General features: G+C 63.4%; 20 protein-coding genes and 1 tRNA gene. 8 read left to right on the top strand and 13 right to left on the bottom strand.

The genetic code is table 11. The features are described 5' to 3' along the window. Window positions 1–106 precede the first annotated feature (106 nt). The 7 genes from HNQ40_RS15865 to pilM form a co-directional block, all read right to left on the bottom strand. Window positions 107–508, bottom strand: coding sequence for an acyl-CoA thioesterase (locus tag HNQ40_RS15865; protein WP_184678802.1), 402 nt, complete (start codon window positions 506–508; stop codon window positions 107–109). Window positions 509–600: 92 nt separating this feature from the next. Then, window positions 601–2,523, bottom strand: a complete 1,923-nt coding sequence (locus HNQ40_RS15860) for a right-handed parallel beta-helix repeat-containing protein (RefSeq protein ID WP_184678801.1) — start codon at window positions 2,521–2,523, stop codon at window positions 601–603. Window positions 2,524–3,076: 553 nt separating this feature from the next. Beyond that, window positions 3,077–4,867: a GspE/PulE family protein gene (locus tag HNQ40_RS15855; protein WP_184678800.1), complete on the bottom strand. Its 1,791-nt coding sequence runs from the start codon at window positions 4,865–4,867 to the stop codon at window positions 3,077–3,079. 59 nt (window positions 4,868–4,926) lie between these two features. After that, entirely contained in the window at window positions 4,927–5,676 is a 750-nt protein-coding gene (locus HNQ40_RS15850) for a hypothetical protein (RefSeq protein ID WP_184678799.1), read from the bottom strand. Between the two features lie 75 nt (window positions 5,677–5,751). Further along, window positions 5,752–6,306, bottom strand: coding sequence for a type IV pilus inner membrane component PilO (gene pilO / locus HNQ40_RS15845; protein ID WP_184678798.1), 555 nt, complete (start codon window positions 6,304–6,306; stop codon window positions 5,752–5,754). Window positions 6,307–6,398: 92 nt separating this feature from the next. Further along, complete coding sequence (locus tag HNQ40_RS15840; RefSeq protein WP_221435576.1) at window positions 6,399–7,166, bottom strand: PilN domain-containing protein; 768 nt, start codon at window positions 7,164–7,166, stop codon at window positions 6,399–6,401. A gap of 110 nt (window positions 7,167–7,276) precedes the next feature. After that, window positions 7,277–8,380, bottom strand: a complete 1,104-nt coding sequence (pilM, locus tag HNQ40_RS15835) for a pilus assembly protein PilM (RefSeq protein ID WP_184678796.1) — start codon at window positions 8,378–8,380, stop codon at window positions 7,277–7,279. A 192-nt stretch (window positions 8,381–8,572) separates the two neighbouring features. Between pilM and hslU the strand changes: the two genes are divergently transcribed. After that, complete coding sequence (gene hslU / locus HNQ40_RS15830; protein WP_184678795.1) at window positions 8,573–9,976, top strand: ATP-dependent protease ATPase subunit HslU; 1,404 nt, start codon at window positions 8,573–8,575, stop codon at window positions 9,974–9,976. Window positions 9,977–9,985: 9 nt separating this feature from the next. Here hslU and HNQ40_RS15825 read toward each other — a convergent pair whose 3' ends face one another. Together HNQ40_RS15825 and HNQ40_RS15820 are read right to left on the bottom strand one after the other, a co-directional pair. Then, window positions 9,986–11,005 carry a DUF4380 domain-containing protein gene (locus HNQ40_RS15825; RefSeq protein WP_184678794.1) on the bottom strand — a complete coding sequence of 340 codons (1,020 nt, stop codon included), beginning with the start codon at window positions 11,003–11,005 and terminating at the stop codon, window positions 9,986–9,988. A 142-nt stretch (window positions 11,006–11,147) separates the two neighbouring features. Further along, window positions 11,148–11,233, bottom strand: a tRNA-Leu gene (locus tag HNQ40_RS15820). Window positions 11,234–11,407: 174 nt separating this feature from the next. On the opposite strand from HNQ40_RS15820, the gene HNQ40_RS15815 reads away from it, so the two are divergent. Then, complete coding sequence (locus HNQ40_RS15815; RefSeq protein WP_184678793.1) at window positions 11,408–12,760, top strand: aspartate kinase; 1,353 nt, start codon at window positions 11,408–11,410, stop codon at window positions 12,758–12,760. Between the two features lie 35 nt (window positions 12,761–12,795). Here HNQ40_RS15815 and HNQ40_RS15810 read toward each other — a convergent pair whose 3' ends face one another. Then, the gene (locus HNQ40_RS15810) at window positions 12,796–13,602 is read right to left on the bottom strand and encodes a hypothetical protein (protein WP_184678792.1); all 807 of its coding nucleotides are present in this window, start codon (window positions 13,600–13,602) and stop codon (window positions 12,796–12,798) included. A gap of 17 nt (window positions 13,603–13,619) precedes the next feature. On the opposite strand from HNQ40_RS15810, the gene HNQ40_RS15805 reads away from it, so the two are divergent. From HNQ40_RS15805 to HNQ40_RS15790, 4 genes are read left to right on the top strand one after another with little or no spacing between them, the layout of a single operon-like run. Then, the gene (locus tag HNQ40_RS15805; protein ID WP_184678791.1) at window positions 13,620–14,282 is read left to right on the top strand and encodes a hypothetical protein; all 663 of its coding nucleotides are present in this window, start codon (window positions 13,620–13,622) and stop codon (window positions 14,280–14,282) included. Then, on the top strand, window positions 14,279–15,037 hold the full coding sequence (locus HNQ40_RS15800) for a hypothetical protein (RefSeq protein WP_184678790.1): 759 nt from the start codon (window positions 14,279–14,281) through the stop codon (window positions 15,035–15,037). The genes HNQ40_RS15805 and HNQ40_RS15800 overlap by 4 nt, the downstream gene beginning before the upstream one ends. Window positions 15,038–15,085: 48 nt before the next feature. Next, window positions 15,086–15,727: a UbiX family flavin prenyltransferase gene (locus HNQ40_RS15795; protein ID WP_184678789.1), complete on the top strand. Its 642-nt coding sequence runs from the start codon at window positions 15,086–15,088 to the stop codon at window positions 15,725–15,727. 15 nt (window positions 15,728–15,742) lie between these two features. After that, a complete protein-coding gene (locus tag HNQ40_RS15790) occupies window positions 15,743–16,690 on the top strand; it encodes a UbiA-like polyprenyltransferase (RefSeq protein ID WP_184678788.1) in 948 nt (315 codons plus the stop codon). On the opposite strand, the gene HNQ40_RS15785 is transcribed toward HNQ40_RS15790, so the two are convergent. The 3 genes from HNQ40_RS15785 to aroF form a co-directional block, all read right to left on the bottom strand. Beyond that, entirely contained in the window at window positions 16,638–18,416 is a 1,779-nt protein-coding gene (locus HNQ40_RS15785) for a hypothetical protein (RefSeq protein WP_184678787.1), read from the bottom strand. The two genes, HNQ40_RS15790 and HNQ40_RS15785, sit on opposite strands and share 53 nt — an antisense overlap. After that, window positions 18,417–19,367, bottom strand: coding sequence for an ABC transporter ATP-binding protein (locus HNQ40_RS15780; RefSeq protein ID WP_184678786.1), 951 nt, complete (start codon window positions 19,365–19,367; stop codon window positions 18,417–18,419). It abuts the gene before it with no gap. A 75-nt stretch (window positions 19,368–19,442) separates the two neighbouring features. After that, window positions 19,443–20,474, bottom strand: a complete 1,032-nt coding sequence (aroF, locus tag HNQ40_RS15775) for a 3-deoxy-7-phosphoheptulonate synthase (protein WP_184678785.1) — start codon at window positions 20,472–20,474, stop codon at window positions 19,443–19,445. A 374-nt stretch (window positions 20,475–20,848) separates the two neighbouring features. Here aroF and HNQ40_RS15770 point away from each other — a divergent pair, with 374 nt between their 5' ends. After that, complete coding sequence (locus HNQ40_RS15770) at window positions 20,849–23,140, top strand: hypothetical protein (RefSeq protein WP_221435575.1); 2,292 nt, start codon at window positions 20,849–20,851, stop codon at window positions 23,138–23,140. Window positions 23,141–23,145: 5 nt separating this feature from the next. Further along, window positions 23,146–24,150: a S1C family serine protease gene (locus HNQ40_RS15765; RefSeq protein ID WP_221435574.1), complete on the top strand. Its 1,005-nt coding sequence runs from the start codon at window positions 23,146–23,148 to the stop codon at window positions 24,148–24,150. The last annotated feature ends 7 nt before the right edge of the window (window positions 24,151–24,157 follow it).

The following is a 24,157-nucleotide window of genomic DNA, read 5'->3' as shown; positions in this document are numbered from 1 at the left end:
TCTCCCTGGGCCTACGAATCACCGCACCCCAAGACAGCGGGGCGTGAATCAAAAGTAACCATCTGATATTTCGGGAAAATCCCGGAGCCGCTTGGGGTGTAACCCGTTACGGACCCGGATTGAGTACCTTTTCGGGTACCGGGCGGAGCTTCCCGTCCCCATCCACACACGCCAGGGTCGTCTCCGCCGCCGCGATCAAGTCCTTGCCCCGGCGGATCTCGTAGCGGTGCTCCAGCTTCACGCCCACCGTCGGCAGCGCCGTCACCGAGACCTCCAGCTCGTCGTCGTACATCGCCGGGCGGCGGTAACGAAGCGACAGCTTGGCCACAACCAGGAACACCCCCGCCGCTTCCAGGTCACGGTAGGTCTGCCCCATCGACCTCAACAACTCGGTGCGTGCGATCTCCAGCCACACCGGATACACCGAGTGGTGCGCGACATTCATCGGGTCACACTCCTGGTATCGCACGCGGATCGGCACGGTGATCTGGTGAAGCTTTTCACTCATCGCCATAGCATAGTCTCCCGGCATCGCGCATAAAAAACCCCTCAGTGGGAGGGGCTGTTGATTCGAGGTTGCGAGCTTCGCCGCTGCGAAGATTAGAAGTTCTGAGCGGTCGAGACGGCGGGCGTAAAGCCGTCACGCATGTAAGCGTTGAACGCGGCCGCGGACACTTCCGGGTTCCACTCGCCTCGGCGACGTTGAACCGCCTGACGAAGGAACTCGGAGAAGCCGCCGTCGATGTAGCCGTCGAAGCCGACGGTCGGGTCTTTGTAGACCACACGCTGGCCGGTCTCGGACACGACGCCGTCGATCGTGTTGTTGTAGCGGGTGACGTTGCCTTCCCGGGTTTTGATCGGGAGGTTGGGCTCGTTCATCCACCAGTTCCAGACGATGTTGTCGTGGATGCTGACGTTGTAGGTCGGGATCTTGCTGACGTCGCTGGTCCAAGCGGTTTGGATACCGGTCATCCAACCCGCACGCCCCGCCTTGCGGGTGACGATGTTGTTGGATACCAGCGCCTCCTCGGTCGGGTTCACGGTGATGCCCTGACCGCGGATTTCCTTGTCGTCGATGTCGTCACTTTCGATAATGACGTTGTCCACGATGTTGCTGGGGTCGAGCTGAACGAAGCAAGCCAGAGCGTTGCGGACGAAGAGGTTTTCAACGATGTCGCCGCCGCAGCGGAGCTGCAGGCCGTGGGAAGCGCCACGGGTGATGATGCTCTGGCGGACGTTGACATTGTCGCTGTTGTACTGGATGTACATGTTGTGGTTGAACTTGGTGCGGTTGGCTCCGCTGACCTGCGGGTTCCAGCCGTTGCGGTCGAAGGTGCATTCAACAAATTCGGCGTTGGCGACGCTCTTGAGGAACACGCCCGAGGAGTGGCCCGCGACTTCGTGGTCCCAGTGGCCGAAGGCGTTGTTGACGATGCAGCGGTAAACCATCAGGTTCCGGATCGAACCTTCGCTGTAGCCTTGGAAAGCCAGGTTGAACTTGAAACCTTCGAACTTGCAGTCCTGGAAGAAGAAGTTCTCGCCCTTGCCGAAGAGGAACACGCCGTACTCACCCCAAGCGAGCTGGTCCTTGCTGGTGCCGAGCCGCTTGTTGGCGAAGGCGTGGATACCTTCCATACGGATGTTCGAAACCGAGCCCCAGGCCTTCCAGAACTCGCCGCCGTTGGTGTGGATGATCGGCCGGTCGCCTTCGCCGTACACGCCGACGTGGAGCGGTGCTTCAGCCGAGGCGCCGGACTTGGTCCAGGTGCCGAAACCGCCGTCGAAAACTTCGCCCGCCTTGAAGAGGATCCAGTCGCTCGAGCCGTTGCGGAGCTTGCTGTAGGCGGCCTTGGCGGTGCGGAGCGGACGTGCCTGGCTCAGGCCGTCGTTGCTGTCGCTGCCGGTGGCGCTGACGTAGTAGATGCGGGCGTCGGCGGCGGGTTCAAACTCCACAAAACCTTCGCCGGGGGTGAAGGGAGTATCAGCGGGGGTTTGGCCTTCCCAGTCGAACCAGTCGGTGTCGGAATCGGGATCGATGACGCCGGGCTCAAGGATGTAGAACGGGTGGCTGGCGACCGCGTCGTTGCGGCCGGGCGTGCGGAGCGTCGCCGAGATGGTCACTTCGCCCAGGGGCAGTTGTTCCATGTACTTGGCGTCGATCAGCCAATCACCGCCGCGGATCACGTGTTCGAAGGCCGGGACCGGATCACCGGTGTGATCGACCGTGGCCTGCAGAAGGATCTCGCCACCCGCGGGGAGGTAGCCGTCGGTGATCAGCAGGTAGTCTTCCTCGGACTCCAGCTCGTACACCGCGGGCTTCTGCTCGGGGAACAACACCGTCATCCGGGCGTCGCCCTGATCGTCGGCCAGCCCGTCTATGTTCGAGACTTCTTCGGTCTCGAAACCCTGGGTAACGTGCACCGTGTTCTCAGGCGTCACCTTGATGGTGATTTCTTGCCCTTGGGCCACGCCGGTCACCACCAGCAGGGCAAACATCAGTAGGGTCGCGAGGGTCTTATGCATGGAGCGGGCCTTTCGTCACCTCGCAGGCCCGATAACAAGCGGGCCCTGCGGGTCTTTGCTAACCAACTTTGCGACGGCATCTTGCCGAGGCGTTTGTGCATGAACTTGGTAAGGGGTCTTGATGGTTCGTCTTGACAGGGGCGGTCAAGAAACTGAGGGTCTGCCGTGGAAACAACAATTGGCAGGATGGAGGGTCAATACTTGAGGGAACCTTGAAATGACGATTCCTTGTCGACTGATTCCCAGCAACGCATCGTGCGAAGCCCTGATACCCAACAGGTTACCCCCTCCGGTGTGAGCACACTCAGCGGCTAGCTCACGGGGTAAACTGGGTAAATACTAACAATCATATGGATAATGTAAAGTTAAACTTTGGTCTGAGAAGCCACAGGCGTTTGCATTTCGCCTGATGTCACATCGGGGGGATGGCCCTAATGGGATTAGAAATGATCAGGCGGTGCCGCCCTTTCGGCCACAGCCTACCCAAGAAAAACCCTAAAGTCTTTTTCAAAAGAACTTTAGGGTTCAGCTAGCAGTGTTTTTTAGTTTTGACTCAGGATTCCGTGACCCGGAGCACTTCGTCAACCGTGGTCAGGCCGTTAGCCACCTTGCGGAAGCCGTCCTCACGCAGGGTGACCATGCCGCCCTCGACGCACATCCGGCGGAACTCGGTGACATTCGGGTTACCCGCCACGCGGTCGCGGAGGTTGTCGTTGAGCACGAGCATCTCGTAGATACCCAGACGCCCCGAGTACCCCGTCCCGCGGCACTTGTCGCAGCCCGCGCCGGTCCAGACCTGGTCCATCGCGATGCCTTGCATCGCCAGGTGTTCCGCGATGACATCGTCCGGCACGGTCTGGGTCTTGCAGTTGCTGCAGATCTTCCGCACCAGACGCTGAGCCAACACGCCGTTGACCGCCGAACCGATGAGGTAAGGCTCAACGCCGATGTTGATCAGACGCGTGATCGCCGACGGCGCATCATTCGTGTGCAGGGTCGACAGCACCAAGTGACCGGTCAGTGACGCCTCGATTGCGGTCTTGGCGGTTTCGACGTCCCGAACTTCACCCACCATGATGACGTCGGGGTCCTGACGCAGCAGCGCCCGAAGGGCCGCGGCGAAGGTCATACCGATGCTGGCGTGGGTCTGGGTCTGGTTGATGCCCGACAGGTGGTATTCCACGGGGTCTTCGGCCGTGGAAATGTTCAGCTTGTCACGGTCCATCTTGCCCAGCGAGGCGTAGAGCGTGGTTGTTTTACCCGAACCGGTTGGGCCGGTGACCAGTACGATGCCGTGGGGCTGGCTGATCTGGTGCTTCCAGATCTGCAGGCTGTCCTGGTCCATGCCCAGGTCGTCGAGGTCGACCTGAATCGACCGCGTATCGAGGATACGCATCACGCACTTCTCACCCTGAACCATGGGCAGAGTCGAGACCCGCAGGTCGAGCTTTCGGCCGTGAACCATCGCGCGGATCCGGCCGTCCTGGGGCAGCCGCCGCTCGGCGATGTCGAGGTTGGCCATGATCTTGATCCGCGAGATGATCGCGGACCGCATCTGGTTGGGTGGATTGGTCGCGTCGAACATCACACCGTCGATGCGGTAGCGCACGCGGATCTTCTTTTCCTGAGGCTCGATGTGGATGTCCGAGGCGCCTTCCTTGACCGCGTTGAAGATCAAGTAGTTGACGTAGCGGATGACCGGCGACTCGCCCGCCATCTTCTCGAGGTCCAGGTCGTCGTTGTTCTCTTCGACCACCTCGACGTCGTCTTCGTCGATACCTTCCAGCACGTCGTCCATCGACACGCTGTTGTCTTCCGACTCGTCGGACTTCAAGGCCTCGGCAACGGCGTCGATGTCGCTACGGGTAACCACCACGGGCTTGATCGATTGACCAATCTTGTGACGCAGTTCGTCGAGCAGGACCAGGTCGTCCACGTGAACCACACCGACCACCAGACGGGAGCCCGCGTAACGCAGCGGCATCACGCCGTGTTCCTGGCAGTAGGACAGGGTCAGGCGGTTGATGAACTTCGCGGCCTCTAGGTTCTGCGGATCGATCCGCTCGAAGGCCATGTGCGAGATGCTGGCCAGCGTCTGCTGCAGCTCCACCTCATCCACGCCCATGTCGAAGAAGATGTCCGCCAGGGGCTTGCCCGGGGTCTTCTCGGCCACGCCGCGTGCGGTCGCGAGCTGCGCGGCGCTGATGATGCCGTTGGCCTCAAGCGACTTGCCCAGGTCCCGGACAGCCACCAGTGCGGTCGTCGACGGGGCCCAGAGGTCTTTCAGCCCGACCTGATCGGCGGGCACGGGCAGCGCGTTGCTGTCGTGTTCAAATTGGTCCATGGCGCTTCTCCCCTGCGCTTCGATACATACGGGCGGGCCGTTCGGGCCTGCGTCGGGTCTTAACGGTCGGTCTTGATCCCCAGAGCAAACGAGGTCTCACCGTCACGCAGTTCAAAGCCCGGGGCGTCGAAGACGATGCGGCGGTTGTCGATCTGAGTGATGACGAAGCTGCCGATCTTGTCGCCGACCTTGAACAGGTCGCCGCCGATGAAGGCCGCGGGCCGTTTGCCACCGACCAGACTCTGGATCTCAATGCGGGCCAACTCGCCGTACAGGTTCTGCAATTCGGCCGAACGTTCGGCTTCACGCATCGCTTCGCTGTCGACCGCTTCGGTAACCTCAGCAGTCTTTTGCTGCACCAGGGTGAACGGGTTCATCTGAACCAGCTCCAGCGGGACCTGCTTCTCGGTGGGGTCGTCCTCGATTGCGGCGACGATCTCGTCCGTGTCTTGGAACAGCCGCTTGATGTTGACCGGGTTGAGCGGATCGTTTTCGGACATCTTGTCCATGTTCGCGATCCGGATATCGAGCTCGGTCATGAACTGCATCGTCTCGGCCGAGACGTCCGCGGCGCTGGCGTCCTTCTGGGTCACACGCATGAGCGTGAGCGCCCCGAATGCCACCACCGTGACGGTCAAGCCGATGAGGATCGACTGCTGGGTGAGCTTTTTGCTTTCGTTGCCACCGATGGCGAACTCGTCGCCGGGCAGGGCGCCGCCACCGGCGATGCCCCCCATCAGGGACATGGTCTGCGGCTCTTCCTCGAAGCTTTCGTTCACCGGGTTGTCGAAGTCTTCAAATTCACTCATCTGATTTCCCTTGTCGGGTCGTTTGGCGGCCGGGCCGCGGTTGGTTCGGTTCGAATTACGTGGAGGTCGGCTTGATTACGAGCGGATGTCGCGGGCGTCGTCGCCCTCGAAGAAGATGCTCAGGGTCATCTCGGCCTTCACCACGCCGCCGTCTTCCTTCGAGTCACGCTTGATCTTGATGCGGGGCATCCGGGTGATCCGGGGAAGCTTCTCGATGTCACGGATAAAGTCGTAGAAGCCGTCGAAGTCGCCGACGATCTCCATCATGATGGGCAGCTCGGCGTACTGGGCGGCGGGGACGATCTTGTCCGGACGCACGCTCTTGGCGTTGAGATCATGCTCACCGGCCAGCTCCCAGACCTCACGCAGCAGCGTCTCGACTTCGCGGTCGCTGGGCAGCATGCTCTGGAAATGGTTAATGGCGTTCTGCAGCTTCTCGATCTCGGCCTGGACATCTTCGATCCCGGCGGTCGCTTTCTCGACCGACTTGATCTTGGACTCGACCTTCGCGATGTCTGCGGTGCGCTGGAGCTTCTTTTCAAGGCGTGGCTGGGCCACGGCCATGTACCACCCACCGGGGATGGCCAGCAGGATGAGGACGAACAGGATTTCTCGGATGCCAAATCGCATGGTGTTTCTCCGGCGGTTTCGCCGTGTGGCGTGTATCGGGGCTCGGGTGACGCACACGCCCGTGGGACGTGTCTCGGAAAATCTCGGGGGTCTTAATCGGTTTCAACCACACCGAGCGACTCGGTGGGACGGACAAACTCGCCTTCGGGGTTGATCTGCAGGGTCTCGCCGGTGGGGTCGACTTCCAGCTCACGATCGGCCAAGGTGGGTTCGAAATCGGCGGTGTCGAATTCGCGGTCCAGCGACAGCTCGATGCGGAACTTACGCATCACGTTGTCTTCCTTCTTCGCCTCTTCGACGAAGGCCAAGCTAACGCCGCGGAAAAGCTCGTGGGCGTTGAGGTTGCCGATGTAGTCGGAGATTTCGACGTCGGTCGGGGCCATGCCGATCAGCGTGATGTCCACGACGGTCGGAACGACCTGGACTTCCTTCTGGCCGGTGCCCTTCTGACGCATCTTTTCGCGTTGGATGGCGGTACGCGGCGGCGGGGCGCCGTTCTTGGCGACCTTGGTTTGCAGCTCCAGGTCGGTCAGACGCAGCGTCGCGGGCATGTTGTTGATCAGCTCGGCGAAGACCATCGACTTCAGGACGTTGTCCTTCAGCGTCGCGGTGACGTTGGCCTTGTTCTTCATCTCTTGCTTCTTGGCGTTGAGCTCTTCGATCTGCTCAAACGTCCGACGCATCTCTTCGAACTCCGCGTGGCGGGCGGCGAGTTCGGCGAGTTGCACCGAGTCCTGGCGTCGGCCGACGAAATCGGTCGCGGCCACGGCCGTGAGCACCACGGCAAACAGGCTGACGAAGATCACGTTCGTGCGACGCGCGATCTTCTTTTCCAGGTAGTCTTCGGGAAGGAAACTCATGTTCTCAGCCATGGCTGGCTCCAGTTTCGGGTGTCGGGGTCTGGGGGTCGGAATCAGGGTTCGAGGCAATCACTCGGATACTTCCGAGATCGGGGTAGGCAATGCCGGGGTTACAGGTTGGCCTCGCTGAGGCAGAGGCCCAGGGCCACGGCCCATCCGGGCTGGGGCTGGGACAGATCGACTTCCATCGGCGAACCGCTCGCGTTCATCCGCGACAGCCGGGCAAACGGATCGCCCAGCTGTGCGGCTACGCGGACGCTGCGGGCGAGTTGCTGGCAGGTCTGGATGCGGTTGGCCTCGCCGCCGATGAAAATCAGCTTCTCGATCGGCTGTTCGGGGTAGCGCGACTCGTAGTGGCGGAAGGTCATCCGCAGCTCATCGATGAGGCACTCGGTGGTTTCGCAGTCCAATGGCTCGCTGGCGTTAGCCGTGGCGGGTTCAGCGGTGGCGACCGCCGAACTTTGCCCGTTGGCTTGGGCCACGCGGGCCAGCCGAGCCTCGGCGAATTCCATGCTCTGGTCCGCGGCGAGCTTCCGGGTCCACTGATCGCCCCCGGCGTGAACCGTCTTGGCGAGCATCATCTGCCCACCACGGGCGACGACGATCTTCGTGGTCGCGGCACCGAGGTCGATGAACGCCACCGCACGGTCGCGGTCGCTCGCATCGACTTGGCCGACGTGTGAAAACGCGCGAAGCACGCAGGGGGCTTCGCAGTGCATGCCCACGACCTCGAGCTTGAGGCGGTTGGCGAGTTCGACGTAACGCATCACGATGTCACGCCCGGCGGCGAAGGTGATGACTTCCTGTTTCGGGTGGCCGTCTCGGTAGATCTCGGCCCCGGGGTAGTTGCGGATCACCATGCGGCTGGGCTCGACACCCAGGCGGGTCTGCAGCGCGAGATCGACCTGGCTGTCGATTTCCTTGTTGTCCACCCGGTTGATCACCAGGTTGTTGACCAGCGTCTGGAACGCCGGGGTGGAGAGCATGACGCGTTTCTGCTTGAAGTCGTGACGACGCAGCAGTGCGGGCAGGGCTTCTTCGAGGAAGGCCTGGCGGGCGTTGAGGTCGGTGCGGGCTTCTTCGGGCACGGTGGCCGAGCCCAGCGCGACCAATTCGGGCGGATCGCCGGGGACGATCTGCAGCAGCTTCAGGCTGTCGGCCCCGAAATCGATGCCGATGGGCGAGAGTCGAGATTTGGTTTTGCCAAAGGCCATGAGCGGTGCCTGGATCAACGAATACGGACCGGGCCTATCGGTGCCCCGTGACGCGACGGGTACGGCCCTAGGCTTTCTCCCGCCACGTGGTGACCGGGTCAGCCCTCGCCCTTCCATCGACACAAGCCACACGCCGGTTTAGGCTTCTCTGACCAATGCTTTGCATCGCCTAACCGCTATGATCGTTGCTCCATGCATGACCTGACCCCCCGCCAGATTGTTGACGCCCTGGACCGACACGTTATCGGGCAGTCCGACGCCAAACGGGCCGTCGCCGTGGCCATCCGCAACCGCTGGCGTCGGCGTCAGCTCGAGGCCGAGCTCTCCCGCGAGGTGTACCCCAAGAACATCATCATGGCCGGTCCCACCGGCGTGGGTAAGACCGAGATCGCCCGCCGCCTGGCCAAGCTCGCCTCCGCCCCGTTCATCAAGGTCGAGGCGAGCAAGTTCACCGAGGTCGGCTACCACGGCCGCGATGTCGAATCCATGGTCCGCGACCTGGTGGACCAGTCCGTCGGCCTCGTCCGGGCCGAGCAGTCCAAGATCGTCGAGGAAAAAGCCAAATCCGCTGCCGAAGAGCGTTTATTGGACCTGCTGCTCCCCGACACGCCCAAGCCGCGGCCCGCCGTCTCACCCGGCGACTCCGCGGGAGGATTCGTTTCGACCGAAGACTCCGGCGAAAACCGCCAACGCCTCCGGGACGCGCTCCGCAAACAACTCGAAGCGGGCACGCTCGACGAACGCGAAGTCGAACTCACCGTCACCAAGCGCCCGCAGACCAACGTCATGTTCGCCAACATGGGGCTGGACCAGATGGACCCGGACATGTCCAACATGTTCGAGAAGCTCATCCCCGAGCAGACCGCCTCCCGCAAGCTGACCGTGAAGGACGCCCGGGTCGTGCTCATCGAGCAGGAGACCGAGAAGCTGCTCAACAAAGAGAAGATCCAGGCCGAGGCGGTCGAGCGGGCACAGAACGATGGCATCATTTTCCTCGACGAGATCGACAAGATCGCCACGCCCAGCGGGGCTCAGAGTTCTTCGGGCGGCGGGTCCGGCTCGCCCGATGTCAGCCGGCAGGGCGTGCAGCGCGACCTGCTGCCGATCGTCGAGGGCTCGGCGGTCTCGACCAAGTACGGCACCGTTCACACCGACCACATCCTCTTCATCGCAGCGGGCGCGTTCCACGTCGCCGCGGTGAGCGACCTGATGCCCGAGCTTCAGGGCCGCTTCCCGATCCGCGTTGAGTTGCAGGCTCTGGGCAAGGCCGACTTCATCCGCATCCTGACCGAGCCCAAGAACGCGCTCACCAAACAGCAGCAGGCGCTCTTGGGCGTCGAAGGGTTGGAGGTGGAGTTCGAGCCCGAGGCGATCGAAGCGATGGCCGAGCTCGCCGCCCAGGCCAACACCACGCTGGAGAACATCGGCGCCCGCCGACTCACCACGATCATCGAGAAGGTCTTCGATCAGGTGAACTTCGACGCGCCCGAGCGCGTCGCCGGTGGCGAGACCAAGCTCTCGATCACCGCCGAGTTCGTAAAGCAACAGGTCGCCCCCGTCGTGGAAGACGCAGACCTTTCGAACTTCGTGCTGTGATGCGAGCGGTTACTTCGGGTCGGACGCCAGAAGGAAATCGGTCGGGTCGTATTGCTTGCTGACTTCGATGAGTGCCCATGTGACCGTGTTGCTCATCGATTCGCCGGGGGCGAGCTGGATGAGCGGGCTGAGCAGTTCGAGCTCGGTGTAGTCCCCGGCCCGGTAGACCTGCACCGACGACGCTTCGGGGTAGGCCGCGTTGGCGTCGAACTTGGTGGACTGGCGGAAGACCACGCCGTCGTACACCCCGGCGACCCATCGGCCAAGTGTTCCGAGCTTGGCGTGGACGTCGCCTTGCTGGGTCCACGCCACCGCCCCGCCCTCCCCGATCAACCGTACGTACCCCTCGACTTTCACCGGGGTCTCATCGGTCATCTTGACGAACGGCGTGGGCATCTCCGGCCCGTCCTTGGCGATGTCGAGCACGGCCGTGTCGGGCTCTTTGATCTGCGTCACCGTCCAGAGCTGCAACGGGTGCGGGTTGGCTCGGAGCCGCACGATTTGGTTGGTGATCACGGCCTGGGATTTGGACGCCGGAAGTTGGAACGTCCGTCGTACCACCACGCCGTAATCCGGGCTCTCGGGGCTCTGGATTGTGATCGAATCGCGTTTCTGTTCGACCAGCGTCCAAGCCGCGCCGTCGATCACGCCTTCGGGAGGCCAGTTGTCGTGGCCGAAGGCGTTCTTCCAAAGCGGCTGGGGCGCAACCCAGAGCTTGTCGCCGCCGATGTTGTAGTAGGTATCGGGGCCGGGCGGGGTGTCGAAGATGTCCTGGGTGTTGACCCAAAGAAGATTCGGCTGTCCGACGTAGCCAAACTCGACGACCCGGCCCACGCTGGGCGACACCGCGAGGCGGACCACGCCGTTGTCGATCTTCACCGCGTCTTCAAAGGTGATTTTCCCCGCGGGCACCACCGGTTCGGGGGCCTTCTCCTGAGGCGGGGCGCTCTGGCAACCCGTCAGCCCCACGCACCCCACCGCCACGAGGGCCAACGCCCCCACCCACTTCCGCATCTTTGTCGTCTGCATGTCGTTCCTCTTCCACGGGAGATCGGGTTCCCCACCACGATCGACAGTGGTTACAGCCTATCGCTGATTCCGTAGCCTGAAAAGGAGTTTCCGCCGTGGCCGCCCCGCCACAAAAAAACGCCCCGCGGCTGCGGAGCGTCAATGCCCGGAACAGGAGTCGAACCTGCAAGGAGTTTTACCTCCACCGCGACCTCAACGCGGCGCGTCTGCCAATTCCGCCATCCGGGCGAGATGGGGAGTCGCACAGTATAGCCAAACCCGCTGCCCTGTCGAGCCAGCCCGAATCGCATGTAAAACCGCCGAATTTGTCCCCGTTAGCCGCGGGGCTTGGCCCCGCGCGCCCACGCCAATCCACCGTCCCAAATGGCGGCCCCGAACCCGGGCGGTTAACGTATCCGCCCCATGAACGCCTCCCCCTCCACGCCATCGACCGTGAAAGTCGCCAAGTTCGGCGGCTCCTCCCTGGCTTCGTCCGAGCAGATCGCCAAGGCCCACGCGATCATCGACGCCGACCCCGACCGCCGATTCGTCGTGCCCTCGGCCCCGGGCAAACGCTCGGCCGACGACCGCAAGGTCACCGACCTGCTCTACCTCTGTCACGAGTCGGCCGGCCAGGGCGTGGCGTTTGACGAGGCCTTCGGCATCATCGAGAAGCGTTTCCGAGGCATCGCAGAGGAGCTCGGCGTCGAGTTGGACATGGATGCGCTGCTGGGCGAGGTCAAGGCCAAGATCGCCGAAAACGCCCAGACGGGTCGCGGCCCCGATTACGCCGCCAGCCGTGGCGAATACCTCAACGGCCGCATCCTCGCCGAGCGGTTGGGCATCGCCTTCGTCGACTCGGCCGAGGTGATCTTCTTCAACTCGCTTGGCCGTCTGGACGAGGAACGCACCTACCGCACGCTCGGCGATAAGCTTCAGGAGCTCGGCCGGGCCGTCGTCCCCGGGTTCTACGGCAGCACGCCCGAGGGCCACATCAAGACCTTCAGCCGCGGCGGCTCGGACGTCACCGGCGCCATCGTTGCCCGCGCCACGGGAGCCAAGGTCTACGAAAACTGGACCGATGTCTCCGGCCTTCTCATGACCGACCCGCGCGTCGTCAACCAACCGCAGACCATCGAGACGCTGACCTACCGCGAGCTGCGCGAGCTGTCCTACATGGGCGCCACCGTGCTCCACCCCGAAGCGGTCTTCCCCGTTCGGCACGCGGGCATCCCGGTCAACATCCGCAACACCAACGACCCCGAACACCCCGGCACGCTCATCGTCGGCAGCGACACCGAGCAGCCCACCCGCTACCCCATTACCGGCATCGCGGGCCGGAAAGACTTCACCATCATCCACCTCGAAAAGACGCTGATGAACGAAGTCATCGGCTACGGCGAACAGGTCCTGGGGATCCTCCGCCGCAACGGCGTGAGTTTCGAGCACATGCCTTCGGGCATCGACACGCTCTCGATCGTTGTCGCCGACGACGAGTTGACGGGCAAGCTCGACCGCGTGCTGGAAGACTTGCGGCGTGACATCGAGCCGGACACCCTCAGCGTCGACCCCGATCTCGCACTGATCGCCACCGTCGGCCGAAACATGAAGACCAAGCCCGGCATGGCCGCCACGCTGTTCAGCGCCCTGGCCGAGGCGAGCGTGAACATCCGGATGATCGATCAGGGCAGCAGCGAGCTGAATATCATCGTCGGCGTCAACGTCAACGACTTCGACACCGCCCTCAACGCGATCTACGCCGCGTACGTTAAGTGAGTCCACGGCAAGGCTTCACAATCTAAACCGGCATATCAGTCCCGACGGCGTACCGCCTCGGGTATCAACTGATGCTCGGCTTGCCTCGCCTCATGCGCCGCAACGAACTCGCGCAGCGGAGCCAATCGTTCACCCCACTCAGCTACCTGTTCCGGCCCCAACTCAGCCACTGACACCCTGACGTTCGGTGATATCTGTAGTTTGTTGAGATCGATCAAGTCGTGGCCGACATAAATCGCCATCGTTGGTGGCAACGCACGCGGCGCCTCGTGGTATTCGTAAACGCCGAACTTCCCATCTTCCAGCCGGTCAAACCAGAGGTCATTCTGCAACTGGCTGCCGATCGAGAAGATCATGGGCAACCCGTTACCCTCTTCTAAAGCAGTGACGAAGCCAAGGGCGTACGGTTCCTTCCCGGGATTCAGGATGACCTGCTTGACGCGGATATCGATCGCCGACAACTGAGCAAGCAAGCCATTAACCTCATCAAGATTGGTGGGTGCGAGCTCAAAGTGGATCACGTCGCTGACACGTTCGCTGAACCAAGGCTGCCAGGCGTTCTGCCTACACGGCGCGTTAACCAGTCCCCAAGTCCCCATCGGCCAGGCATAGTGCTCTTGCATCTGCTCGTTCAGTGCCTGACCGGGACCAACCACTCGGCTGGTTCCCGCCAACGCCCAACTACAAACAGCGGGAAGGACAGCTAAAACAAGCACGGCGCCCCAATAACCGTATTTCATCTTCGCCCTTTCGTGGTGAAACAGACCATAGCCATAGAGTAGGACGCCGGAGCAAGCGGATTGTTTCAACCACGCCCCATTTTCCTCCACGGTCTGCGTCACGCGATTACAATCCAGGCATGAACCAGTCCTTAGACGACCTGATGCAAAACGCCAGTCAGTTGCTGACCGACATGGACTACCTCGGCAGCGAAGCGCTGTGCCTGGAAGCCTTGGCGTTGGCCAAAGAGGCTGGAGACTGGACGGCCTACGCCCGCATCGTGTTGCCGTTGCAGGAGTGCCGTCGCCAGCGTCGATTGACCGCGGCCGACACCGCGGTGCAGCTCGGGACCAACGCCTGCTGGAACGACCCGCGGGACGGGTGTGTCGCGGTGACCAAGCCGCTGGACCGCTCCGCCGCCGAAGGTATTGCGCGTTCCGCCCTCGAATACAAGCGACAGGTCGAAGTCCTGTGGTGCGACAACGAAACCCGCGAAGACACCTGGACGCTCGCGACCCTCGGCGATATTCAGGTTCGCTGCTCCGTCCCGGCACCGGATGCCGACTGGGTGAACCAGCGCCTGTCACCGGGCGACGATGGTTTCGCCGCGGCGGGGCACTGGTTCATCGCCGCGTCCGAAGCGCTCGGCGACGCGGCGCTGCATCAAATCGAAGCGCCGCTGGGCAGTCTCGACCGGGTCGAGCAGCTCGAGGCCATGCTCGCGATGGTGGGCGATCACGAAATCCTGCACCAGCGTCTGGCCGACGCGGCCCGCGCGATGCCTCTGGGCCAACCCACGTGAACGACCAGGCCAAGCAACCCGAACCCACCCCGTCGCAGACCCGCGCGGCCCGACGCCGCAGCTGGCGCGGGTACGTATTGCTCGGGTTGATTCTGGTGCTGGGCGTGGCGTTGATCCGCATGGCCTGGCTGGTCCGCGCGACCCCCGCATACTGGCAAGACCATCAGGCGTTTCTCATCGAGACCCCCGAGCAGGACCTGCAAAACCTCGCGGCAGACATCCAGTCCAAGACCCTACGTGAGTGGTCCTACCCCATCGGCGAGGGCGACGGCCTCCGCACCGTCCGTTACAACTTCGACGAGATCAACGCATGGCTGGCGACCCGCCTCCGGCCCCTGATGAAGAACCAGAACATCGCGATGCCCGATGAGATCGGCGAGGTCATGCTGACCCAACGCAGCGGCGACCTCGTGCTGGCCTTCGATTACCAGTCCGGAACGCTCGGCACCCGGATCGCCAGTTTCTACTTCCGCTTCGAATCGGAGAACGGCCAACCGCTCTCGGCGGCGATCGCCTCGGCCAAGGCGGGCGAACAGCCGCTCTTGGTGAAGCACCTGATCCACCGGCTCTCGAAGCAGCCAAGATTCTCAGACGAACAAACCCAGAAGACGCTCGCTCGCCTCGGGCAGAAGAAGCTCGTCCCCCTTCCGCCTATCCCGGTGGACGACAACCGCAGCGCCACGATCCTGGATATCGATATCCAGCCCGAGGGCATCGACCTGACCATCCAGGTCGCTTTCCACGAAGACGAATAGTCGGCCCACTTCTTCTTCCAAACGCTCAATAAACGCCTAGACTTGAGTATGGCTCAAAACCGTCCCCAACGCGTTGTCGTCGGCATCACCGGAGCCAGCGGAGCGGTCTACGCCGCACGGCTGGTGCAACTGCTCGTCGCGGCAGACGTCCAGACTCATCTGGTGGTTTCACCCCTGGGCCAACGCCTGTTGCAAGACGAACTGGGCATGGAAGGCGTGGACCTTGCCGCCCTCGCGGGCTTCGAGCCGGAACAAGCAGCCCCGGACAACCTGATCTACCACCACTTCAAGGACGTCGGCGCGACTATCGCCTCGGGCAGCTTCCAGCACGACGGCATGATCATCTGCCCCTGCTCGTCCAACACCCTCGGCTCCATCGCCTCGGGTTCAGCGCAAAACCTCATCCACCGCGCGGCCCACGTCACGCTTAAGGAACGCCGAAAGCTTGTGCTGGTCCACCGCGAGATGCCGTTGTCGCTGATCGACATACGGAACATGCAGACCGTGACCGAGGCGGGCGGGATCCTCGCACCAGCGAACCCGGGCTTCTACATGCTGCCCAAGACCATCGAAGACATCGCCGACTTTGTCGTGGGCCGGTGCCTGGACCTGGTGGGCGTGGATCACGATCTGGACATCCGCTGGTCGGGCCGGATCGCCAAGCGCCTCCGCGACACGACCACGGCTTGATCTACACTATCCGCGATGGCCACGCCGACCGCCCCACCCCTCACGTCACCGCCTGAGTCGCCGACCGGCTTTGCGAGCAAGTTGAGCTTGCTCGCCGCGGATATCAAGCTGTCTCACACCGTCTTCGCGTTGCCGTTTGCGTTGCTCGGGGCCGGGCTGGCTTGCGGGTGGGCCCAGCGGTTGCCGCGGGTGAGTGAGGTTGTGTTGGTGCTGGTTTGCATGGTGCTGGCCCGGACGTTTGCGATGTGCGTGAACCGGCTGGCCGACGCGGGGATCGATGCGAAGAACCCGCGCACCGAGCAACGGGCGGTGGCGAGCGGGCGTCTAACGCGGGGGTTCGCGGCGGGGACCATCGCCGTGACGGGCCTGGGGTTTATCGCGGCGACAGCGGGGTTCTGGTTGTTGCACGACAACTTCTGGCCGACGGCTCTCGCGGTCCCGGTGCTGGGGGTGTTAGCGCTGTACAGCGTGACCAAGCGGTTCACCTGGCTGTGCCACCTGGTGCTCGGATTTGCTCTGGCGATCAGCCCGCTGGCGGCGGCGATCGCGATCGAGCCGGGCTACCTCCAAGCATCCGCGACGCTTTGGCTGATCGCGGGGATGGTGCTGTGCTGGGTGGCGGGGTTCGATGTGATCTACGCGTTGCAGGATGTGGGGGTCGACCGTGAACTCGGGCTGTTTTCCATGCCCGCCTCGCTGGGCGTGGAACCCGCGTTGTGGATCAGCCGAACGCTACACGTACTCGCGCTGGCGTGCCTGGCCGGGGCGTGGTGGATCAGCCCGCAGCTCGGCGTACTCTTCGGCTTTGCCGTCGTGCTCACGTCCGCCCTGCTCATCCTCGAGCACGCCTTGGTCTGGCGGTCGGCCACGAACCACATCCACATGGCGTTCTTCACCGTGAACGGGATCATCAGCCTGCTGCTGGGGCTGGCGGGCTTGCTTGACGCCGGGCTTGCAGCCTGAGGGTTTCCTGCTTCCGCGTGGCCCGCAGGTGCTGCCAACGTAGCCACTGTCCAAGCACCGCGAGGAAGGCGTAGAACGCCAGCGCGATCCAAATAATGTTCACAGCATGGGCATCCACGGGCGTGCCCTTCAGGAGATACTCCGATCGCCGCGTCGTCCCCGCCGCCGTGTCCATAATGAAGCCGATCGAGAAGAACCCCGACAACGCCGGGCAGGGCGATGCGATGTAGAGCGCCGCTTTCCAGTGGTCGAACACGCCGCCCACCAGCACGGCCACCATCGCGGGCACCGCCCACAACACAAACAGTCCCAGAATGGTCAGCCGCTGACCGAACCGTTCGTAGAACCCCTGAAACGCGATCACGACCAGGGGCCCCAAAACCGCCAGGGCCACCAGCCACCGCGTCGTCTCCGCGGGGAGCTCGATCGCTTGGCCCTGGTGCACCCCGAGCAACAACAAGCCCAGCCCGGCCTCGGCAAAGATCAGCATCACCAGCATCACGGGCCAACCCGTCGCCGCGTCCCACGACATCGGCGGCCGATCCCGCCCCGCCTTCCAAGCCCGCCGCAGTCCGCGTGAAGCTGTGTGCCCCGTCGGCGAAGTCAGGCTGACCGACAAGAAGATCGACAACGCCGCCACCACCAGGAAGATCCCGATCATCAACGAGAACGCCGCCGCCCAGCCGATCTCTCCGAGCCGCTCACGGAAGTCGTCAAACTGCCCCGGGTCGGTCATCAATGGCCAGAGGCTGCCGACGGTCAACACCAACAACCCCAACACAAACACCCCACCGAAACGCTTAGAGAACGGGTGCCACGACGCGTCCACCCACTTGCGACGCACCACGTGGTACAGCGTGACAAAGCCGAAGGCCTGCACCGCGATCGAGAACAGCGTCGGGTTCACCAACAACCCGAAGAAAGGCACAAGCCTATACCGCTCGGCCAGCTCCATCTGACTCGAAACCCATTCACCGTGTTGCTGGCGTTGCAATTCCTCATAGACCATGCCGTAGAACGTCGGCCGGACCGTCAGGTAGTCGAAGAACAGCAACCCGACCCGCCCGAACATGATCGGCAAGACGAGGTACAGCACCACCACCGTCCCCAACGCCATGAAGCTCGAGTGCCACGCCCGCCGACTCACCATACCCGCCATCAGCCCGGCCATGTGATATAGCAGTACCGAACTGAAAAACGCCGCGTAGAAGTGCAACACCGTCAGCACCTCAACCTGCGACACCCAGACCGCGTACGCCACAAACGGCAGCGTCAGCCCAAACAGCAGGTACTCCCGCGCCGGGAGTCCGAAGAGGTAGCCCACGATCTTGGCCGACGGCGGCATGGGCGACATGCGGTGGTAGTCCAGCAATTCCTTGTCACGCTCGCGCGCGATCCCCGTGGCGACCGCCTGGGTGCCCATGCCCATGAGCAGCACCCCCTGCACCACGATAAGCGGGAGCAGCGCCGTCTTCGCCGCCTCGACGCGGTCCACTTCGCCACGCTCGGTCAATCCAAACAACGTCAACGCAAAGATAAACCCCACCACCGAGATCGTGATCACACACCAGGTGATCGTCGGCATCGGGCGCAGCCGCATGCGGGCGTGCTGGATGCAGATCGGGTTGCACGCAACGTTGAACAAAGCCAGCCGCTGCATCAACGAAAAGCGTGCCCCGCGCTGCGGCACCACATCCAGGGGAGTTGAAGCCGTCGTCATCGACATCTACGACACCTCCTTCGCGCCGACTTCCAGCATGATGTCTTCCACCCCGCGTTTCTTCTCGTAGAACCCCTTCACCGGCAATCCTTTCGCCACCAAACCCGCCAACAGCTGCGACGCTTCGCGGTCGTCTCCCGCAAAGTCCAGGTCGAGGTTGTCGCCGGACGATGCGACCGCTGCCACGCCGTCCAACTCCGCCAGCGGGCCTTCGTACTGGATCGCGGGCTCCAGCAACTCCACGACAAACCGCCGGTGGGTCTGTCGGGCCGCAACCAATTCATCGATCGGCCCGTTCACGACCATGCGGCCCTTTTCCATGATCCCGATCGAACTGCAGAAGTCCGACAACTCCGTCAGGATGTGCGACGACACCAGCACCGTCCGCCCCTCGGCCGCAAGCCGCTTGAGCAGGTCGCGCATCTCGATCCGCGCGATCGGGTCCAGCCCGCTCGCCGGTTCATCCAGCAATAGCACCCGGGGCTTGTGCAACAGCGTCTTGGCCAGAACGAGCCGCTGGGTCATCCCCCGCGACAACGAACCCGACATCGCGTGGCGTTTGCTCTCGAGGCTGACGACGTCCAGCACCTCATCCACCCGCCGACGACGGTCCGCATGACTCACGGCGTACGCCCGGGCAAACACATCCAGGAACTCCCACACCTTCAGGTCTTCCCAGACCGGAGCCAGGTCGGGCATGTAGCCCAACACCGCCCGCGCTTCCGCCGCATGGGTCGCCGTGTCGTGCCCGCCGATGAATACCTCGCCGTAGGTCGGCTCGAGCAGCGTTGCCAGCACCTTGATCGTACTCGTCTTGCCCGCGCCGTTAGGACCGATCAGGCCATAGACCTCACCCGCGGCGATGTCGAGGTTCAACCCGTGGACCGCCGTGGTGTCGCCGTAGTCGACCCGCATATCGGCGGTATGAATCAAGATGTCCCGGCCCAGCTCAGACATGTACGCCAATCATACGTTTGAGCCGTACGCAACGTTACGGATCGATCCGCAATTTCCTCAAACACGGGAATGCCGTCACCCGGGAACACACGTCCGATCCACCGCGACGGCGACGCGGGCCAGGTCTTCCATCAGATCGGACAACACCGCGGGCGTGATCGACTGAGCGCCGTCGGTCAGGGCGTGCTCGGGGTCGATGTGCATCTCGATCGCCAGGCCGTCGCAGCCGCAGGCCATGGCGGCCTTGGACATGGCCGGGACCAGGTGGGCCTTGCCCGTGCCGTGGCTGGGGTCGATGACGATGGGCAGGTGCGTGCGTTCGTGCAGCTCGGGGACGACCGAAAGCGACAGCGTGTTGCGGGTGTGGTCTTCGAAGGTGCGGATGCCGCGTTCGCAGAGGATCACGTTGCCGTTGCCCGCGGCGAGGATGTACTCGGCCGCCTGGAGGTATTCGTCCAAGGTCATCGACATCCCACGCTTCATCAGCACGGGCTTGGACTGCTTGCCGCAGGCTTCAAGGAGCTTGAAGTTCTGGCTGTTACGCGTGCCGATCTGCAGGCAGTCGGCGTACTTGCTGACGAGTTCGACGTCCGAGGGCGTCAACACTTCGGTGACGATGGGCAGGCCCGTGGCGTCGCGGGCGGCGGCGAGCATCTTCAGGCCGTCTTCGCCGTGGCCCTGGAAGGCGTAGGGGTTGGTGCGGGGCTTGAACGCCCCGCCGCGCAGGGCGTGGGCCCCGGCGGCCTTGACCGCCTCGGCCGCGGCGAGGATTTCCTGCTCACCCTCCACGCTGCACGGCCCGGCGATGACCGGCACCTGCGTCCCGCCGAACACGCAGCCGTCGCCCTCGCCGATGGTGACGCGGGTGGTCTCGGTGTGGTCGGTGCGGGCCGCCATCTTGTACGGGGCGAGCACGCGCATCACTTTGTTGACGCCCGGCGCTCGCTCGAGGACATCGCCGTCCACCTTGCGTTCGTCGCCGATCACGGCCACGACGGTGAGGTCGGTGCCCACGATCGGGTGGTCCTTCAGGCCCATCTCGCGGACAAGATTAGTCACGTGGTCCACCTGCGCTTGGGTGGCATCGGGGCGCATCACAACGATCATGGCAAAGCTCCAAACAGATTCGAGGGGAATGGGGTTTCATCGTCAATCCAGAAACAAATAAAGCACAAACAACAAAAAACCCGGCGGGTGGCCGGGCTGGTTTAGTCGGGGGATGTTCTCGTTATTGAGAAACGCTACACGACGTCCAACACGGCCGGGGGCCGGGCAAACCAAAAGCCTGCAAAATAGAAGTAGGACGCGTGTCGCATGGCATAAGTATTACCCGAAACGCGACGAGGTCAATACCGAATCGCAAAAAAATCGATTCACCCACGTCACCGCAAGCGCCCGATTGGTTTAATCTGTGCGTGTCTATCTGTTCTGCAAATCCTTCTCGGGAGCCTTTCGTGCATCGAACCCTTCGACTTCAGGCGGTGATGTTGTCTTCTTACCTCGCGGCTGCTTCGATCGGCCTATCCCCGGGAAATACTCAGGCCCAGGACTTCGCGGGTTGGCAGGGCATGCGGGTGATCGAGCAGAAGGGAACGCCCTACCGGATGCAGGCCGCCGACCTGGATGGCGACGGCGATGAAGAACTCGTGATCGTCAACATCCGCAACGCTCGCCTGGATGTTTACGGATGGAAAGACAAAGACTCGGCCGCTGACGACAACACGTCTACCCCCACGGACGACCTGGGCAAGGCCAACGACCTGCCCATGGCCCCGGAGTTGGACCTGGTCGAAATCCCCGTACGCCAACCCCCGATCGATGTTGCGGTCTTGGCTGCGCCCGACGGCAGCGACCAACACGCGAGCCTGCTCGTGCTGGTTTCCGACCCGAACCAACTCGTGGAGATCGCCTGGGACACGGAAGAGTCTTCATGGAAGACGGCCCGCCGATGGGATTTGCTCTCGGGACGCGTCTCGGGCGTCGGCGACCTGTTGCAACTCATCCCCCACTCCACGTACGGCTCGACCACGGTCCTGGTGAGTTTCGAAGAGGGCATCCAAACCCTGACGCTCCAAGCCGACCCGGACGAGCCGGTCACGCAAGACACGCAATGGCTTGAGCCGCGCGAATCGGGCGGCCGGATGAACTGGTGGCTCGGCGACCTCGACGAAGACGGCCACCTCGACCTCGTCGAATGGACCAGCCAAAGCAACCAGAGCATCCGCTGGTACCCCGGCTCGGACCAGGGGTTCCGCCCCGCCTCGGTCCTGCACGACCGCGGGGTCAGCATGGTGTCGTTGCTGGCCCGACCCGATACGGCGGACGAGCTGTTGGTGCTCGAATCATCGCCGCAGGGCGTGGTGCGGCGTTACCGCATCGGGCAGGGCGACACGGCCGACTTCGGTAAACAGGAACCGCTGGTCTTGCCCGGGGGTGAAAAAGCGGTGTGGGCCTCGATGGCACTGGAGGGCCAGCCAACGCTCGTGGTGGCGGACCCCAACCAGCCGCGTGTCACGCTCTACGCCCACACACCGTCGGGCTGGCTGCCGGGCGACAGCTACCCCGTGAGCGGCAAGATCAAGGCCCTCTACGAACTCCCCGGCCAACCCGGCACGCTGGTGCTCTGGCCCGAAGACAGCAACGACCTCTACGCCTCGCACTGGACCGGCGGCCGACTGACTTTCCCCCAGCCCGTCGCGCTACCGGACGATGGCGGTGAATACTCGATCCTCGGGCTCGGCACGACTCCCGATGCCGTCTGGTGCGTGCAAAAAGCAGGCAAGGATTTATTCTTCCACCGCATCCAAACCGTCGGCCAGGACCTGAACGACGACAGCCGACTCCCCGTTGAACAACTAGAAGTCGTTGCTTTCGCAGACAAAGCCGGCAAAGCGGAACAGGTGATCGCGCTCGATCACCAACGGCTACTCGTCGCAGACAAGTTCACCAAGGGATTACGTCTGGTCAACTCGATCGATGGCGCTTCCGGAGAAGCCCAGGACACCAGCCCCAGCCGGCTGTCCAAAGCATCGCTCGAGGATTTCCGCGTGTTCTACCCCGCAGCCGACGCGGAAGACCCGTCCCCCCGCATCGCGTGGCAGACCGACGGCGTCGTCCAATGGCTCGGCGATCAGATGTTTGCTCAGGACCAAATCATGCTGCCTCACGGCAAACGCATCGCCGACCTGCTCCTGCTTGACGACGGCTCGGCCCTCGCGCTCGAACAAGGCGGCGGAGCGATCCACCGCCTCGAACCCGACGACGGCGGCGTCCTCCGTGTGGCGTCGACCACCCGCCTGGAAACCTACGGCCGGTCGTTGACGCTGGACAAACACCTGGGCCTGCTGCTAACGACTTCATCGGGCGTGACAAGACTTACCGAGGGGCAGCCGCAGGAGCTCGAAGTCGTGCAGAGCCTCGACTCCCGCGCCGGCCGCCCCGAGGGCGTGAGCGACGCCACGGTACACCGCGTCACGACGATGGATATCGACGGCGACGGCCGTGACGACGCCTTGTTCACCGACGACATCCGGCATCAACTCACCGCCCTTGGCCTGAGCGGCGAAGGTCAACTCGAGCCGATGCTCTCCTGGCCGGTGTTCGAAGACATCGCCTACCCCTACGGCGGCGGGGGCGACGAAGTCGTCCGCGAGCCACGCGGCGTGATCTCCCTGGATCTCGACGGCGACGGCGGGCAGGACTTCGCCATGCTCTGCCACGACCGCCTGCTGATCTACCTTGCCAACGACACCCTCCCGGAGGACCAGCCTTGAAGTTCTTGACCACTCTCAAACAACCCCGGCTGCGTTCCTCGCTCGCTCTGCTGTGTCTCTCCGCGGTTCTGACCGCGACAGCACCTATTCACGCCGAGCCAACGGACGACCTGCTGCTCGGGCAGGTGGTCACCGCCACACTTGTCGGCGGCGGGCAGGTCACCGGCACACTGTTGCGTCAGACCGACAACGGCATCGCGATTGACCTTCAGTTCGAAGTACTAAACTTCCCCGCCGACCAGGTGCTCGACCTGGTCGCCCAGGACGCCTCGGCTGCGCCCGCCCCCGCCAGCGAAGGCGAGCTCTTTACCACCGGCCGACTTGAGGCCGCGCCGATCCCCGCCCTCGTCGACCGCTTCGGCGACGGCGTCGTCCTGGTCCGCACCGCCGCGGGCCTGGGCACCGGCTTCGTCATCAGCGACCGGGGCCACCTCATCACCAACTACCACGTCGTCGAGGGCGCGACCCGCATCTCCGTCACCGTCTCCACCACCACCGAGCGGGGCCGCGAGAAGGCCGAGGTGAAAGACGTCCGGCTGGTAGCGCTGCAGCCGCTGCGTGACCTCGCCTTGCTGCAGATGGAATGGGATGAAGACGAGCTCGGCCCGATACCGCCGCACGTGGTGATCAGCGACGCCGACGATCTCGCGGTGGGCGACCTGGTCTTCGCGGTCGGCAACCCGCTGGGGCTGGAACGCACCGTGACCCAGGGCATCGTCAGCTCGACCACCCGCACACTCGGACACCTGCGATTTGTGCAGACCGACGCGAGCATCAACCCCGGTAACTCCGGCGGGCCGTTGTTCAACGCCCGGGGCGAAGTTGTGGGGGTGGCTTGCGCGGGGTTCACGTTCTTCAACGGCTTGGCCTTCGGCATCCCCGCCCAAGACCTGCGCGACTTCCTGGTTCACCACGACGCCTACCTCTACGACCCCAGCCAGCCGCAAAACGGCGTAAAGTATCTGGAACCGCCCTATCAACCCGGCGGTGAATCTGAAGTAACCGACTGACGCACTC

Origin of the sequence: Algisphaera agarilytica, assembly GCF_014207595.1 — a bacterium.
GTDB classification, from domain to species: Bacteria; Planctomycetota; Phycisphaerae; order Phycisphaerales; family Phycisphaeraceae; genus Algisphaera; species Algisphaera agarilytica.
This window is presented reverse-complemented; position numbering and strand designations above follow the sequence as displayed.

Coding starts and splice junctions, on each gene's coding strand:
- pilO (WP_184678798.1), bottom strand. CDS start 6,306: ATGCGATTTGGCATCCGAGAAATCCTGTTCGTCCTCATCCTGCTGGCC.
- HNQ40_RS15865 (WP_184678802.1), bottom strand. CDS start 508: ATGAGTGAAAAGCTTCACCAGATCACCGTGCCGATCCGCGTGCGATAC.
- HNQ40_RS15850 (WP_184678799.1), bottom strand. CDS start 5,676: ATGAGTGAATTTGAAGACTTCGACAACCCGGTGAACGAAAGCTTCGAG.
- HNQ40_RS15795 (WP_184678789.1), top strand. CDS start 15,086: ATGGCTCAAAACCGTCCCCAACGCGTTGTCGTCGGCATCACCGGAGCC.
- pilM (WP_184678796.1), bottom strand. CDS start 8,380: ATGGCCTTTGGCAAAACCAAATCTCGACTCTCGCCCATCGGCATCGAT.
- HNQ40_RS15780 (WP_184678786.1), bottom strand. CDS start 19,367: ATGTCTGAGCTGGGCCGGGACATCTTGATTCATACCGCCGATATGCGG.
- hslU (WP_184678795.1), top strand. CDS start 8,573: ATGCATGACCTGACCCCCCGCCAGATTGTTGACGCCCTGGACCGACAC.
- HNQ40_RS15790 (WP_184678788.1), top strand. CDS start 15,743: ATGGCCACGCCGACCGCCCCACCCCTCACGTCACCGCCTGAGTCGCCG.
- HNQ40_RS15805 (WP_184678791.1), top strand. CDS start 13,620: ATGAACCAGTCCTTAGACGACCTGATGCAAAACGCCAGTCAGTTGCTG.
- HNQ40_RS15825 (WP_184678794.1), bottom strand. CDS start 11,005: ATGCAGACGACAAAGATGCGGAAGTGGGTGGGGGCGTTGGCCCTCGTG.
- aroF (WP_184678785.1), bottom strand. CDS start 20,474: ATGATCGTTGTGATGCGCCCCGATGCCACCCAAGCGCAGGTGGACCAC.
- HNQ40_RS15785 (WP_184678787.1), bottom strand. CDS start 18,416: ATGTCGATGACGACGGCTTCAACTCCCCTGGATGTGGTGCCGCAGCGC.
- HNQ40_RS15860 (WP_184678801.1), bottom strand. CDS start 2,523: ATGCATAAGACCCTCGCGACCCTACTGATGTTTGCCCTGCTGGTGGTG.
- HNQ40_RS15840 (WP_221435576.1), bottom strand. CDS start 7,166: ATGAGTTTCCTTCCCGAAGACTACCTGGAAAAGAAGATCGCGCGTCGC.
- HNQ40_RS15815 (WP_184678793.1), top strand. CDS start 11,408: ATGAACGCCTCCCCCTCCACGCCATCGACCGTGAAAGTCGCCAAGTTC.
- HNQ40_RS15855 (WP_184678800.1), bottom strand. CDS start 4,867: ATGGACCAATTTGAACACGACAGCAACGCGCTGCCCGTGCCCGCCGAT.